This is a genomic window from Lysobacter sp. P5_B9 (assembly GCF_054049835.1).
On record NZ_JBFULP010000001.1, the window covers coordinates 136,934 to 150,010 of the forward strand.

Sequence of the window (13,077 nt, forward strand, 5' to 3'; positions counted from 1 at the left end):
GCCTTACTGCGGCGCGATCAGGAATTCCTCGATCCTGCGGCCGTTGTCCAGATAGGTCGCCAGCCAGCGCGGCGGCTTGCCGCGACCCGCCCAGGTTTCCTCGGCATTGGCCGGATTGCGGTACTTGGGCTCAACCTTGCCAAGCTTGTAGCCCTTGGTGGTCTTGCGCGCCTTGGGTGCCTTGGGTGCCTTGGGTGCGGAGGCGGCCTTCGCCACCGGCGCGCCGCCGAAGAGTTCCGCGATCGTGTAGCCCTCGGCCCGTGCCAGGTCGGTGAGCTTCCTGCGCACCACGGCGATCGGCTTGCGCTTGCTGAGCGTGGTCTTGCGCTTCTTCGCCTGGTTGATCAGCGCGTCCAGTTCCTTCGTGGATAGGCCGGTGATGTCGATCGACATGGAACCTCCGGATTGCGATGGATATACGACCGTGGCCGGCCTTGCCATCGATTATGCCGCGCCCAGCCGCGCGAGCAATGCCGCGCGGTCGAGGTTCTCGGCCTCGCTGGCGCGGCGGTGGCGGTATTCGAACGAGCCGGCGGCGATGCCGCGCTCGGACACCACCACGCGGTGCGGGATGCCGATCAGCTCGATGTCGGCGAACATCGCGCCCGGACGCAGGCCGCGGTCGTCGAGCACGGCTTCGATGCCGGCGGCATTGAGTTCGCGATACAGCGCTTCGGCCGCCGCGCTGACGTTGGCGTCGTTCTTCGGGTTGATCATGCACACCGCGACCTGCCACGGCGCCATCGCGTCGGGCCAGACGATGCCGTTGGCGTCGTGGTTCTGCTCGATGGCGGCGGCCACGATTCGCGACACGCCGATGCCGTAGCAGCCCATCGCCGGCATCACCGCCTTGCCGTTGGCGTCGAGCACGGTGCACTGCATTGCCTCGGAATACTTGCGGCCCAGTGCGAACACATGGCCGACCTCGATGCCGCGCGCGAAGCCGAGGGTGCCCTTGCCGTCCGGCGAGGGATCGCCTTCGGCGACGTTGCGGATGTCGGCGACGTCGTCGGGTTCGGGGAGGTCGCGGACCCAGTTCACGCCGGCGATGTGGAAGCCCTTCTCGTTGGCGCCGACGACGAAGTCGGCCATCGCGGCTACGCTGCGGTCGGCGACGATGCGGATCTTCCGCTTGGGGGACCCGGCGGTGCTCTTGGCACCGCCGACAAGCACGGGTCCCAGGAAGCCCGGCTCGCTGCCCAGGTGCGTATCGATCTCGCCTTCGCTGGCCAGGCGGTATTCGCCCAGGCCCGCCAGCTTGGCCAGCTTGATCTCGTTGACGACGTGGTCGCCGCGCACCAGCGCCAGCACGAACTGCGGGTTGCCATCGGCATCTGCGCCCATCACCGCGACCGACTTCACCGTGCGCTTGAGGTCGATGCCCATCAGCGCGGCGACGTCTTCGCAGGTCTTCTGCGTGGGCGTGTCGACCTTGCGCATCCCTTCGACAGCGGCGGGACGCGGACCCGGTGCGACGGCTTCGGCCAGCTCGACGTTGGCGGCGTAGTCGGAGTCGCTTGAGAAGGCCAGCGCATCCTCGCCGGAGTCGGCCAGCACATGGAATTCGTGCGAAGCGCTGCCGCCGATCGCGCCGGTGTCGGCGAACACGGCGCGGAACTTCAGTCCCAGGCGGGTGAAGATGCGGCCGTAGGTGTCGTACATGTTCTTGTATTCGGCGGCGAGCGATTCGTCGTCGACGTGGAAGGAGTACGCATCCTTCATCAGGAACTCGCGCGCGCGCATCACGCCGAAGCGCGGGCGGATCTCGTCGCGGAACTTGGTCTGGATGTTGTAGAAGTTGACCGGGAGCTGCTTGTAGCTGGACAACTCGCTGCGCGCGAAGTCGGTGATGACTTCCTCGGCGGTCGGGCCGTAGCAGTAGCCGGCCTCCTTGCGGTCCTTGATCTTGAGCAGCTGGCCGCCGAACTTCTCCCAGCGCCCGGTCTCCTCCCACAGTTCCTGCGGCTGGATCGTCGGCATCAGCAGTTCGACCGCGCCGGCGGCGTCCATCTCCTCGCGCACGGCGCGCTCGACCTTGCGCAGCACGCGCAGGCCCAGCGGGCTCCACGTGTACAGGCCAGCGGCGAGCTTGCGGATCATGCCGGCCTTGAGCATCAGCTTGTGGCTGACGATCTCGGCCTCGGCGGGGGTTTCCTTGCTGGTGTGGAGGTGGAACTGCGACAGGCGCATCGGCGGGGGGTTCACGCGAAGGGAAGCGGGCATTTTGCCATGCGTTTCGCGGGTTTACCGACTTCGCCGTCATCGAGCGCTTCGACCCGTTGCGGGCCGGAGGCGCTATTTCCCGGGTGTTTCGGGCAGGTCGGCGCTGCGGTCGCCGTGGACCTCGATGCCGTCGTACGGTTCGCGGTCTATGCGTACGTACTTGCGCCCCTTCGGCGGCTGCTCGGTGATCTGCAGCACGCCGTTGGCATCGTGCCAACGGTAGAGCACGGGACGGGCCGCTTCGGCTGCGGCGGCGGCCTGGTGTTCGCGTTCGGCGCGGGCCTGCTCGCGTTCGTCGCGCGTGTTCCACCACCATAGTGCGGCGCCGATCGCGATGCCGCCGACCAGGGCCCAGCCCAGGCGCATGTCAGGGCGCCGCGGCGGGCTGCTTGCAGTGGTTGGCCAGCACCCACTCGGTGCGCTGGACCTGTTTCGCGCGTTCTTCCGCGGTCATGGGTGCGTCGGGCTTGCCATCGCCGTTGGCATCGAGGCCGACGGGCTGGGAGCTCTTCAGTTGTTCCAGGTTCTTGCGCGCCGTGGCGCAGTTGGCCTCTTCCGGCGTCAGCGCGGCCTGCTGCGGCGCTGCGGGGGCGTCCTGCAGCTCGCGGTTCTTCACGCCCTGCTGCCCGGGCGGCGGGGCGTCGGCGTAATGGGTCACGCCCTTGGCGTCCTTCCACTGGTAGACCGTTCCGGCGAAGACGCCCGGGGCGAACAGCACGGTGGCGAGCGCCAGGAGCAGGCGAGGCGAAAGCGGGCGGATGGTGCGGCTGCGCATGGGAATGCTCGGATCAGCGGCGGAAGCTGGATTGCAGCACCGTGCCCGCGCGCAGGCAAGGGTTAAACTCGTGGACATGGACCCATCGCACATCCCACGGCCGCGCGGCCGCGGCATCTACCTGCTGCCCAACCTGTTCACCACCGGCGGCATGTTCGCCGGTTTCTACGCGATCATCGCGGCGACGCAAGGGCATTACGAGCATGCCTGCATCGCCGTTTTCATCGCCGCGATCCTCGATGGCCTCGATGGCCGGGTCGCGCGCCTGACCAACACCCAGAGCGAATTCGGCGTGCAGTACGACTCGCTCGCCGACCTGATCAGCTTCGGCCTGGCACCGGCGCTGGTGATGTACCACTGGGCACTGTCATCGACGCGCCTGGATGGCGTGGTGCCGGGCAAGCTCGGCTGGATCGCGGCCTTCCTCTATGCCGCGTGCGCGGCGATCCGCCTGGCGCGTTTCAACTCGCAGGTGGGTCAGGTCGACAAGCGCTGGTTCATCGGACTGGCGAGCCCGGCGTCGGCGGGACTGGTCGTGAGTTTCGTGTGGACCTGCCACGACAACGGTTTCGCCGGTGAGGAGCTGCGCTACGTCGCGCTGGGCGTGACCGTGGCGGCCGCGTTGCTGATGGTGAGCCGGTTCCGCTATTTCAGTTTCAAGGGCGGCGGACCGCGCAGCGACCGCATGCCATTCCTGGTCGGGGTCGTGGTGCTGGCGGTGCTGGTGGCTGTCGCCATCGATCCGCCGTCGGTACTGCTGTCGATCGGCGTGCTCTACGCGTTGTCGGGGCCGGTGCGGGCGCTGTGGCGCCGCATGCGCCGCCTGCCGCCGGAGCCCGCAACGTGATGTCCTCGCACGACACGCCGTGGAGTGCGCAGCAGCGCGAATGGTTGCAGGCGCTGGGCCATGAGGTGCTGATGCCGGCTTCGGCAGGCGACGTCGCCGCGCCGGAGCCGCCCGCGCATCGCGCCGGTGCGGCGCCGCGCGCTGCGAAGGCAGATGTGCCGACAAAAGATGTGCCGACAAAACCGGTGGTCCCGCTGTCGCCGCTGCTGGCTGCGCTGGCGCGGGCGGCGGACCGGAACCCGCAGGACTCCGAACTCCTGGCGGCATTGCCCGATCTCGCCACGCTGGGCGACGTCGCCGCGCGTCGCGCGCTGTGGCCGCGCCTGCGGGCACTGCGCAGGCGGACGCCATGAACGCACGCGCGCGAGATCAGGTCCTGCCGCTGGCATTGCGGGCGATGCGCGAGGACGACCTCGCCGCCGTACAGCTGATCGAGGCGCGCGCTTATGAATTTCCCTGGACCCTGGGGATCTTCCGCGACTGCCTGCGCGCCGATTACCCGGCGTGGGTGCTGTCCAACGACGAACGCATCGTCGGCTACTTCCTGATGTCGATCGCGGCAGGCGAGGCGCACGTGCTCAACATCTGCATCGCACCGGAACTGCAGGGGCAGGGGCATGGCCGCCGCCTGCTGCATGCGCTGCTGAAGATGGCGCGTGCCCGCAGCGTGGCCCGCGTCTTCCTCGAGGTGCGGCCGTCGAACGCGAATGCGATCGCGCTGTACCACGACGAGGGCTTCAACGAGATTGGCCGCCGCCCGCGCTACTACCCAGCGAAGGACGGACGCGAGGATGCGCTGGTGATGGCAATGGAGCTTCTCCCCGCGGAGAGTGGATGAAGAAGCCGCTTCGAACACTGCTGCTGGGCGGGTGTGTGCCGCTGGGGCTGGCCCTCGCCGTGGCCAGGGTCATGGCCAACGAGCCCGCGACCGCGCTGCTGCTGGAGGAATCGCCGAGCTGCGTGCAGGCGCGCTTGGGGCGGGTATCGGTGCAGCTTGGGAGCCGGGAGCCCAACGATCGCACGGGCATGGCCCCGGCGAGTGTCAGTTACCGCAAGGCGTTTGCCGAACTCGTGCAGGCAGCCGAGGCGAGGGGCGCGGATGCCGTGGTGCTGCGTAGCCATGAGGCCGACTACGTGGGCAAGGGTGCCAGGCAACCCAGGCGCCCGACCTGGCTCTACCTGGAAGGGGCCGCGGTCCGGCTGACGCCTCCGGTGCAATCCTGCCACCTGGTCATCATCGACCCCGCGGAGTTCGAGCGCCGTGCCAGCGCCGCCGTGCGCGAGGATGTCCGTATCGACACCGGCAAGAGCTTCTGACCAGGCGCCGCCGGCGAGCGGCGGCACCCGGTTGCGATCAGCCCAGCTTTGCCCGCTGTGCGGCCAGGCCTTCGAGTTGCGTGGTCCAGTCGACCAGGCGCTGACGCTCCTGCTCGACCACCGCAGCTGGCACCTTGTCGGTGAACTTGGCGAGCTTGGCTTCGCTTTTTTCCTTTTCGCCGGCGACGCGCGTGATTTCCTTTTCAACGCGCGCACGCTCGGCCGACAGGTCGACCAGACCTTCCAGCGGCACGAGCAGGTGCAGCTCGCCCACCACGGCTGCGGCCGAAGCCGGCGCGGACTTGGCATCGGCGATGAAATCGATGCGTTCCAGTTTGGTGAGGAAGCGCAGCTGCGAATCGAAGCGTTGCGCGCGCGCGCGGTCGGCCTCGTTGCCTTCCGCGAGTAGCAGCGGCACCAGCTTCGACGGCGCGACATTGAGTTCGCTGCGCACGCGACGCAACGCCGAGACCATGGCCTTGAGCCACTCGATATCGGCTTCGGCCCGCGCATGATCGGCGCCGGCGAAATCCGCGGCTTGCGGATAGGGCCGCAGCATGATGGTCGTTTCCGCGATGCCGAGCCTGGGCGCGACCGCCTGCCATAGTTCTTCGGTCACGAACGGCACCAGCGGGTGCAGCAGCGACAGCAGGCGCTCGAGCACGTACAGCAGCGTGTGGCGCGTGCTGTCGGCCGCGGCCGCGTCGGCGCCGTTGAGTGCCGGCTTGGCCAGTTCCACGAACCAGTCGCAGAAGTTGTTCCAGGCGAACTCATACAGCGCCTGCGCGAGCAGGTCGAAGCGGTAGGACGCGAAGTGCTGTTCGGCCTCGGCCGCGGTCTTCGCCAACTGCGCGAGGATCCAGCGTTCGGCATCGGTTTGCGGCTGCGGGTGAGGAGCCGCGCCCAGCCGATGCCCTATCGGCATCGGCTGAGGCTCCGAACGCCCGGCCATGGATGGCCGGGCTGGGCTATCCGAAGACAAGGTAGTAGCGCCATGGATGGCATCGCTCGTACTTGCCGGAGCGATGAAGCCTTCGGTATTCATCAACACGAAGCGCGAGGCATTCCACAGCTTGTTGCAGAAGTTCTTGTAACCCTCGGCGCGGCCGAGGTCGAACTTGATGTCGCGGCCGTGGCCGGCGAGGGCGCTGATGGTGAAGCGCAGCGCGTCGGCGCCGAAGGCGGGGATGCCCTCCGGGAATTCCTTGCGCGTGGCCTTCTCGATCTTCTCGGCCATCTTCGGCTGCATCAGGCCGGTGGTGCGCTTGGCGACCAGGTCGTCGAGCGAGATGCCGTCGATGATGTCGATCGGGTCGAGGATGTTGCCCTTGGACTTCGACATCTTCTGCCCGTGCGCATCGCGCACCAGGCCGGTGATGTAGACGTCCTTGAACGGAACGCGGCCGGTGAAGTGGTCGGTCATGAAGATCATGCGCGCGACCCAGAAGAAGATGATGTCGAAGCCGGTGACCAGCACCGACGACGGCAGGTACTTGTCGAAGCCGCGTTCCTGCATCAGCCCGGCGTTGGGCCAGCCCATGGTGCTGAACGGCCACAACGCCGAGGAGAACCAGGTCTCCAGCACGTCGTTGTCCTGCGTCAGCACGACCTCGGTGCCGAGCGAATGCTTCGCGCGGACTTCCGCTTCGCTGCGGCCGACGTAGAAGTTGCCGGCGTCGTCGTACCAGGCCGGGATGCGATGTCCCCACCAGAGCTGGCGGCTGATGCACCAGTCCTGGATGTTCTCCATCCAGTGGCGGTAGGTGCTGATCCAGTTCGCGGGAACGAAGTCGATCTGGCCTTTCTCGACCAGTTCCAGCCCGCGCTTGGCGAAGCCGTCCATCTGCACGAACCACTGGTCGGTCAGGTAGGGCTCGATCACCTGGTTGGTGCGGTCGCCACGCGGTACCTGCAGCTTGTGCGGCCTGGTCTCGACCAGCAGGCCTTCGGCTTCGAGATCGGCGAGGACGGCCTTGCGCGCGACGTAACGATCGAGGTCGCGGTATTTCTCCGGGACGTTGTCGTTGGTGACGGCGTCCGGGGTGAAGATGTTGATCATCGGCAGCTTGTGGCGCTGGCCGACCTGGTAGTCGTTGAAGTCGTGCGCGGGCGTGACCTTGACCACGCCGGTGCCGAATTCGCGATCGACGTAGGCGTCGGCGATGACCGGGATCTCGCGACCGGTCAGCGGCAGGGAGACGGTCTTGCCGATCAGGTGCGCGTAGCGTTCGTCGTCAGGATGCACCATCACGGCGGTGTCGCCGAGCATGGTTTCCGGGCGGGTGGTGGCGACGGTGAGCGTGCCGCTGCCGTCGCTGAGCGGATAGGCGATCGACCACAGGTGGCCGTCTTCTTCCTCGTTGACCACTTCGAGGTCGGAGATCGCGGTCTTCAGTACCGGATCCCAGTTGACCAGGCGCTGGCCGCGATAGACCAGGCCCTGCTCGTGCAGCTTCACGAAGGCTTCGACGACGGCTTCCGCGGCCATCGGGTCCATGGTGAACACGCTGCGGGTCCAGTCGCCGGACGTGCCTAGGCGGCGCATCTGTCGCTCGATGGTGTCGCCGGACTGCTGCTTCCACTCCCACACCTTGGCGATGAACCCGTCGCGGCCGAGCGAGTCGCGCGTTTCTCCCTTGCCTTCGGCGGTGAGGTTGCGCGACACCACCATTTCCGTGGCGATGCCGGCGTGGTCGGTGCCCATCTGCCACAGCACGTCAAAGCCGCGCATGCGCTGATAGCGCACCAGTGCGTCCTGCAGCGTGTGCTGGAACGCGTGGCCCATGTGCAGCGTGCCGGTCACGTTCGGCGGCGGCAGCAGGATGGTGTAGGGCTCGCCTTCTCCCCGTGGTTGGAACACGCCGCTGCTCTCCCACTGCTGGTACAGGCGGGTTTCGAACTGGGTGGGGTCGTAGCTGGAGGAGAGCGTCTGGGTCATGGCTTGCGCTTATTGGTGCTGTTGCCGTTGCTTTTGCTCGTCATCCCGGCGTAAGCCGGGATCCATTTTGCTGTTGCTGTTGCATCGCGTACTACGCGCGAATAGAGCAAAGTCAAAATGGATCCCGGCTTGCGCCGGGATGACGAAGTCGGCGCGCCCGGCATCCCGGACGCACTGGACATCTCTTACATGTCGTACTTCTTCAACTCCAGTCCGCGCGCCTGGTAGTGCTTCCAGCGCTCGCGCAGCGGGCCGCGCGCGGACTCGTCGGCGGGGACGACTTCCAGCACGCGCTCGAAGCTGCCGTCGACCGCCGCGTCGCGCAGGTTGATCACCAGCGGTCGCAGCGGTGCATCGACATCGGGCGAGGCGATCAGGACCGCGGCTTCTTCCTCGTCGACGTCCGCACCGGCGATCTGGTGCGGGATGTAGACGTCCTCGCCCATGTCCCACAACAGGTCGTCGAGCTGTTCGGCCTGCGCCGCATCGCGCGCGAGCACCAGCGTCCACAACCCGGCGTCGTGCGCCTTGCGTGCGAGCTCGCACACCAGGCGCAGCGGTTCGGCCTTGAACCGTTCCTTGGCGATCAGATAGAAGTCGGCGCGCGCCACGATGCGGTCGACGTCAGGCGGCGCGGTCGAGCAGCCACTGGCTCAGCAGGCCGACCGGACGGCCGGTTGCCATGCCGCGCTTGCCTTCGTCGTTGGCCACGCCGGCGATGTCGAGGTGCGCCCAGCGCTGGCCCTCGGTGAAGCGCGCAAGGAAGCAACCCGCGGTAATCGCACCGGCCCAGCGGCCGCCGATGTTGTAGACGTCGGCGAAGGTGGAATCGAGCAGCGACTGGTATTCGTCCCACAGCGGCAGGCGCCAGCTGCGGTCGAACACGTTCTCGCCGGCGGCGATGAGTTCGTTGGCGAGGTCGTCGTCCTTCGACATCAGGCCGGTCGCGTACTTGCCCAGCGCGATCACGCAGGCGCCGGTGAGGGTGGCGACGTCGAGCAGGGCCTGCGGCTCGAAGCGCTGCGCGTAGGTCAGTGCATCGCACAGGATCAGGCGGCCCTCGGCGTCGGTGTTGCCGACCTCGATGGTCTTGCCCGACATCGACGTGAGGACGTCGGACGGCCGGTAGCTGTCGGCGTCGGGCATGTTCTCGACCGCCGGGACGATGACGACCAGGTTGATCGGCAGGTGCATGCCGACCGCGGCCACGAACGCGCCCATCACGCTGGCGGCGCCGCACATGTCGTACTTCATCTCCTCGATGCCGCCCTGCGTCTTCAGGTTGATGCCGCCGGTATCGAAGGTGATGCCCTTGCCGACGAGGACGAAGGGCTTGGCGTCGCCGCCGTTGTTCCACTTCATCACGATCAGCTTGGGCGGGTTGGCCGAGCCGCGCGCGACGGCGAGCAGCGAGCCCATGCCCAGTTCCTGCATCTGCGCGCGGTCGAACACGTCGCAGCTGGCCTTGTCGAAGCGGGCGGTGAATTCCTGCGCCTGCTCGGCGAGGTAGCCCGGGTTGCAGATGTTCGGCGGCAGGTTGCCCAGTTCGCGGGTGAAGGCGACGCCGGCGGCGATGGCCTTGCCGTTGGCGAGGGCGGTCTTGTCCTCGCCGCGGATCGAGAGGTGCTTGAGGCCGGTTTCGTCGCGCTTCTTGTTCTTGGCGCCGAGCGTGGCGGTGTAGGCGTAGCAGGCGTGGTCGCAGACGATCGCGGCCTGGCGCAGGTTCCAGGCCTGGTCGCGGCCCTTCACATCCAGCTCGCTCAGGGTGAGCAGGGCATGGGCGACCGGACCGGTCTTGAGCGCGCGGGCGGCATCGCCCAGCGCCTTGATGTACTGCGGCACGCCGAACTTGCCGGCATCGCCCAGGCCGACCACCAGCACGCGCGGCGCGGTGACGCCCGGCAGGTCGTGCAGCAGGGCGGTCTTGCCGGTCTTGCCGCTGATGTCGCCGCGTTCCAGCAGGGCGCGCAGGCGGCCGCCACTGGCCTCATCCAGCGCCTGGCCCGACGGGCTCAGGCTCTTGTCGGCGAAGGCGGCCACGACCACGCAATCGGTGGTGATGGTCGCGGGAGCGGCATGGTTCAGGTCGAATTCGAGGGCCATCCAACAGATTCCGGGGGAAGAAGAGGTGCGGTGGGGTGGGAACGTTCGGCGTGCGCGGTCAAACCGGCGCACCGAACCACTCCGGTACTACCAGTACAATCGCGGATCGGTCGCGACCGGCTGGTCGGCGAGGCGCGGGTGCAGCCACCCCGGCGACGCCGGCCCGACCAAACCTCAAGTCTAGCAGCCCACTGGAAGCCCGCCCCCTGATGCGCAAGCTCGATCGATACCTCTTCGGCGAATTCGTCCAGTCCACCTTCGCCGCCGGCGTCGTCCTGATGATCGTCGCCTTCGGCGGTGTCTTCACCGACGTCCTGCGCGACATGGCCACCGGCCGCATCCCGGTGGGCATGCTGTTGCCCCAGATGGGACTGGTGATGCTGAACTGGTTGCCGCTGATCCTGCCCCTGGCGCTGATGCTGGGGCTGATGCTCGCGATGGGGCGGCTCTACCGGGATTCGGAAATGCCGGTGATCTCCGCGATCGGGGTGGGACCGACCCGCATCCTGAAGCCGCTGCTGCTGCTGGTGCTGCCGATGGTGGCCGTGGTCGGTGCCTGTTCCCTGTGGTTGGGGCCGTGGGCCGAGCGCGTGTCCCGGCAGATGGTGAGCGAGGCCAACCGCAACCTGATCGTGGCGGGACTGGAGCCGGGGGCCTTCACCGAAATTGCCGGGGGCGGCGTGATCTTCGTCGGGGCGATGAGTCCCGATGGAAGCCGCTTCAGTCGCGTCTTCGTATACCGGCAGAAGAAGGACCGCCTCGACGTCACCACTTCCAACGAGGGCGAGGTCACCGTCGCCGACAACGGCGAACGCTTCCTCACCCTCAATGATGGCTTCGAGGTGGAAGGCCCGCGCGAGGCCGGGCTCGACTATCGCCTGCTCAGCTACAAGCGCAACGAAGTGACCATGCCGGCGGTCGAGCGGAAGTTCGATCCCAACGATCCCGAGTACCTGCCGACCTCCCGCCTGATCGGAGACAAGCGCAGGGAGGCCAATGCGCAGCTGCATGCGCGCATCGCACCGCCTTTGCTGACGCTCGCCTTTGCGCTGATGGCGATCCCGCTGGCGCGCAGCATGCCCCGCCAGGCCCGCTATGGCCGGGTGATGACCGGGTTCCTCGGCTACATGATCGGCATGAACCTCATGCTGATGGGGACCAAGTGGCTCGAGAAGGGCAAGATTTCCGCCGCTCTGGGCCTGTGGTGGCTGGTCGTGCCGCTGCTGGTGATCGCCTTGTGGCTGTACTTCTTCGACGGCCGCATGCGCCGGGCGAAGCCGGCGCGGTCGTGAAGGGGGAGCGTCGATGAAACCATTCCCCAGGATCCACGACCTGTACGTCGGCCGTGTCGTCTTCACCACCATTGTGCTGGTGTGGGCGGTGCTGATCGGACTCGACCTCATGCTGGGGTTCGTCGGCGAGTTCAGCGACATCGGCCGGGGCAACTACGGCATGACGACGGCCATCGCCTACATGGCCTACACGGTGCCGCGCCGCCTGTACGAATTGTTTCCCTACGCCGCGGTGGTGGGTTCGCTGATGGCCCTGGGCCAACTGGCGGCATCCTCGGAGCTCACCGCGCTGCGCGCCCTCGGCCTGTCGCGCCGCCGCCTGAGCGTGGCGGTCGCCGGCGCCCTGGCGGTGCTGACCCTGCTGATGGTGTTCAGCGGCGAGACCGCGGGGCCGTGGGGCGAGCGTCGCTCCAACGCCCTGAAGACCACCGCGAAGTCGAAGGACATGATCGTGGCGCGCTACTCCGGGCTGTGGGCGCGCGAGGGCGACGTCATCCTCAATGCCAACGGTGGCGAGGAGCGCGACAACGGCACGGATCGCTGGCTCGAACTGCGCGACGTGCGCCTCTACGAATTCGCCGGGGACGGACGGCTCAAGTCACTGGCGCTGGTGAAAGTCGCCGAGCACCGCCCCGGTGGCTGGCTGCTGCGCGATGTCACCCGCACCAACTTCCAGGCCAAGTCGGTGACGCAGACCAAGGTCCCGGAAGAACGCTGGGCGTCGAAGCTGGATGCGGTCGCGCTCACCGCCGGCACCGACAAACCGCGTTACCTCGCCGCGGGCGAGTTGCGCAAGGCGATCGCCTACCGCCAGCGCAACGACCTGGATGCCTCGGAGTTCGAGGCGATCTATTGGGGGCGTTGGTTCTATCCGCTGAACATCCTCGCCCTGTGCCTGGCTGCCGTGCCGTTCGCCTTCGGCACGTTGCGCAGCGGCGGCATGGGCAAGCGGTTGTTCATCGGCATCGTGTTCTCGCTCGGCTTCTGGCTGCTGCAGCAGCAGTGCGTGCGACTGGCGCAGGTCTACCATTTCGACTACCGCATCGCGTACCTGTTGCCGACGCTGGTGATGCTCACGGTGTCGTTCTTCTTCTTCAGGCGCCGCTCGGGGTAAGTCACGAGCGGCTTTCCGGCCGCCTGCGGCGCACGTGTGTGCGCCGCGTCCAGGGCCAGGCCGACGGCTACCGGTTGATGATCGGCGGGTCGCACTGGATCGTGCAGTTGCCGTTGCCGGTGTCGGTCACGATGACGTTGTATTCGGCGGTCTCGACGTGGCTGTTGGCGTCGATGATCGTGGCTGCGCGACCGCTGTTCCCGTTCCAGCTGAGCTGGTTATTGGTGTCGTTGAAGAAGTTGTGACCGCTGATCTGGTAACGCTGGTCGGCAATCAGCTGCAGCGGTGCCGTATCGCGGCCCTGGCCGGTGGTCTGTTCCAGACCGCCGGCGCCATCGTCGCCACCGGTGTAGCGGTAGCCATAGGTCGTCTGGCCGTTCGAGGCGACTACGTTGTGCCAGCCGGGGTCGCTGGAGCCGTTCAAGCGCAGGTCGAGATTGATGTTCGGAGTGTTGGGCATGGTCGTGG

The 13,077-nt window shown here is 67.3% G+C and carries 14 protein-coding genes; 6 read left to right on the forward strand and 8 right to left on the reverse strand.

The features are described 5' to 3' along the window. Positions 1–3: 3 nt before the first annotated feature. The 4 genes from ACXJJ9_RS00635 to ACXJJ9_RS00650 form a co-directional block, all read right to left on the reverse strand. The gene (locus ACXJJ9_RS00635) at positions 4–393 is read right to left on the reverse strand and encodes an H-NS histone family protein (RefSeq protein ID WP_457095373.1); all 390 of its coding nucleotides are present in this window, start codon (positions 391–393) and stop codon (positions 4–6) included. A 51-nt stretch (positions 394–444) separates the two neighbouring features. After that, positions 445–2,190, reverse strand: coding sequence for a proline--tRNA ligase (locus tag ACXJJ9_RS00640; RefSeq protein ID WP_457096129.1), 1,746 nt, complete (start codon positions 2,188–2,190; stop codon positions 445–447). 105 nt (positions 2,191–2,295) lie between these two features. Continuing rightward, the gene (locus ACXJJ9_RS00645; protein WP_457095374.1) at positions 2,296–2,589 is read right to left on the reverse strand and encodes a DUF4124 domain-containing protein; all 294 of its coding nucleotides are present in this window, start codon (positions 2,587–2,589) and stop codon (positions 2,296–2,298) included. 1 nt (position 2,590) lies between these two features. Beyond that, positions 2,591–2,998 (reverse strand): DUF4124 domain-containing protein, encoded by a 408-nt coding sequence (locus tag ACXJJ9_RS00650; protein WP_457095375.1) that lies wholly within the window; start codon positions 2,996–2,998, stop codon positions 2,591–2,593. A gap of 76 nt (positions 2,999–3,074) precedes the next feature. Between ACXJJ9_RS00650 and pssA the strand changes: the two genes are divergently transcribed. The 4 genes from pssA to ACXJJ9_RS00670 are packed head-to-tail and all read left to right on the forward strand — an operon-like array spanning position 3,075 to position 5,162. Beyond that, complete coding sequence (gene pssA, locus ACXJJ9_RS00655; protein WP_457095376.1) at positions 3,075–3,845, forward strand: CDP-diacylglycerol--serine O-phosphatidyltransferase; 771 nt, start codon at positions 3,075–3,077, stop codon at positions 3,843–3,845. After that, positions 3,842–4,198, forward strand: coding sequence for a hypothetical protein (locus ACXJJ9_RS00660; RefSeq protein WP_457095377.1), 357 nt, complete (start codon positions 3,842–3,844; stop codon positions 4,196–4,198). Before pssA ends, ACXJJ9_RS00660 begins: the two co-directional genes overlap by 4 nt. Beyond that, complete coding sequence (rimI, locus tag ACXJJ9_RS00665; protein WP_457095378.1) at positions 4,195–4,683, forward strand: ribosomal protein S18-alanine N-acetyltransferase; 489 nt, start codon at positions 4,195–4,197, stop codon at positions 4,681–4,683. Before ACXJJ9_RS00660 ends, rimI begins: the two co-directional genes overlap by 4 nt. Then, a complete protein-coding gene (locus ACXJJ9_RS00670; RefSeq protein WP_457095379.1) occupies positions 4,680–5,162 on the forward strand; it encodes a hypothetical protein in 483 nt (160 codons plus the stop codon). The genes rimI and ACXJJ9_RS00670 overlap by 4 nt, the downstream gene beginning before the upstream one ends. 37 nt (positions 5,163–5,199) lie before the next feature. Here the strand turns inward: ACXJJ9_RS00670 and ACXJJ9_RS00675 are convergent, their stop codons facing one another. The 3 genes from ACXJJ9_RS00675 to ACXJJ9_RS00685 form a co-directional block, all read right to left on the reverse strand. After that, positions 5,200–8,100 carry a valine--tRNA ligase gene (locus ACXJJ9_RS00675; protein ID WP_457095380.1) on the reverse strand — a complete coding sequence of 967 codons (2,901 nt, stop codon included), beginning with the start codon at positions 8,098–8,100 and terminating at the stop codon, positions 5,200–5,202. A gap of 185 nt (positions 8,101–8,285) precedes the next feature. Then, positions 8,286–8,711, reverse strand: coding sequence for a DNA polymerase III subunit chi (locus ACXJJ9_RS00680; RefSeq protein ID WP_310050691.1), 426 nt, complete (start codon positions 8,709–8,711; stop codon positions 8,286–8,288). 13 nt (positions 8,712–8,724) lie between these two features. After that, positions 8,725–10,203, reverse strand: coding sequence for a leucyl aminopeptidase (locus ACXJJ9_RS00685; protein WP_457095381.1), 1,479 nt, complete (start codon positions 10,201–10,203; stop codon positions 8,725–8,727). Positions 10,204–10,412: 209 nt separating this feature from the next. Between ACXJJ9_RS00685 and lptF the strand changes: the two genes are divergently transcribed. Then, positions 10,413–11,495 (forward strand): LPS export ABC transporter permease LptF, encoded by a 1,083-nt coding sequence (gene lptF, locus ACXJJ9_RS00690; RefSeq protein ID WP_457095382.1) that lies wholly within the window; start codon positions 10,413–10,415, stop codon positions 11,493–11,495. Between the two features lie 13 nt (positions 11,496–11,508). Continuing rightward, the gene (gene lptG, locus ACXJJ9_RS00695) at positions 11,509–12,609 is read left to right on the forward strand and encodes an LPS export ABC transporter permease LptG (RefSeq protein ID WP_457095383.1); all 1,101 of its coding nucleotides are present in this window, start codon (positions 11,509–11,511) and stop codon (positions 12,607–12,609) included. 67 nt (positions 12,610–12,676) lie between these two features. On the opposite strand, the gene ACXJJ9_RS00700 is transcribed toward lptG, so the two are convergent. Beyond that, positions 12,677–13,069 (reverse strand): hypothetical protein, encoded by a 393-nt coding sequence (locus tag ACXJJ9_RS00700; protein ID WP_310050700.1) that lies wholly within the window; start codon positions 13,067–13,069, stop codon positions 12,677–12,679. Positions 13,070–13,077 lie beyond the last annotated feature (8 nt).

Excerpts from the sequence above, each read along its gene's own strand:
- ACXJJ9_RS00635 (WP_457095373.1), bottom strand. The coding sequence starts at position 393 with ATGTCGATCGACATCACCGGCCTATCCACGAAGGAACTGGACGCGCTG.
- ACXJJ9_RS00640 (WP_457096129.1), bottom strand. The coding sequence starts at position 2,190 with ATGCGCCTGTCGCAGTTCCACCTCCACACCAGCAAGGAAACCCCCGCC.
- ACXJJ9_RS00645 (WP_457095374.1), bottom strand. The coding sequence starts at position 2,589 with ATGCGCCTGGGCTGGGCCCTGGTCGGCGGCATCGCGATCGGCGCCGCA.
- ACXJJ9_RS00650 (WP_457095375.1), bottom strand. The coding sequence starts at position 2,998 with ATGCGCAGCCGCACCATCCGCCCGCTTTCGCCTCGCCTGCTCCTGGCG.
- pssA (WP_457095376.1), top strand. The coding sequence starts at position 3,075 with ATGGACCCATCGCACATCCCACGGCCGCGCGGCCGCGGCATCTACCTG.
- rimI (WP_457095378.1), top strand. The coding sequence starts at position 4,195 with ATGAACGCACGCGCGCGAGATCAGGTCCTGCCGCTGGCATTGCGGGCG.
- ACXJJ9_RS00670 (WP_457095379.1), top strand. The coding sequence starts at position 4,680 with ATGAAGAAGCCGCTTCGAACACTGCTGCTGGGCGGGTGTGTGCCGCTG.
- ACXJJ9_RS00675 (WP_457095380.1), bottom strand. The coding sequence starts at position 8,100 with ATGACCCAGACGCTCTCCTCCAGCTACGACCCCACCCAGTTCGAAACC.
- ACXJJ9_RS00685 (WP_457095381.1), bottom strand. The coding sequence starts at position 10,203 with ATGGCCCTCGAATTCGACCTGAACCATGCCGCTCCCGCGACCATCACC.
- lptF (WP_457095382.1), top strand. The coding sequence starts at position 10,413 with ATGCGCAAGCTCGATCGATACCTCTTCGGCGAATTCGTCCAGTCCACC.
- lptG (WP_457095383.1), top strand. The coding sequence starts at position 11,509 with ATGAAACCATTCCCCAGGATCCACGACCTGTACGTCGGCCGTGTCGTC.
- ACXJJ9_RS00700 (WP_310050700.1), bottom strand. The coding sequence starts at position 13,069 with ATGCCCAACACTCCGAACATCAATCTCGACCTGCGCTTGAACGGCTCC.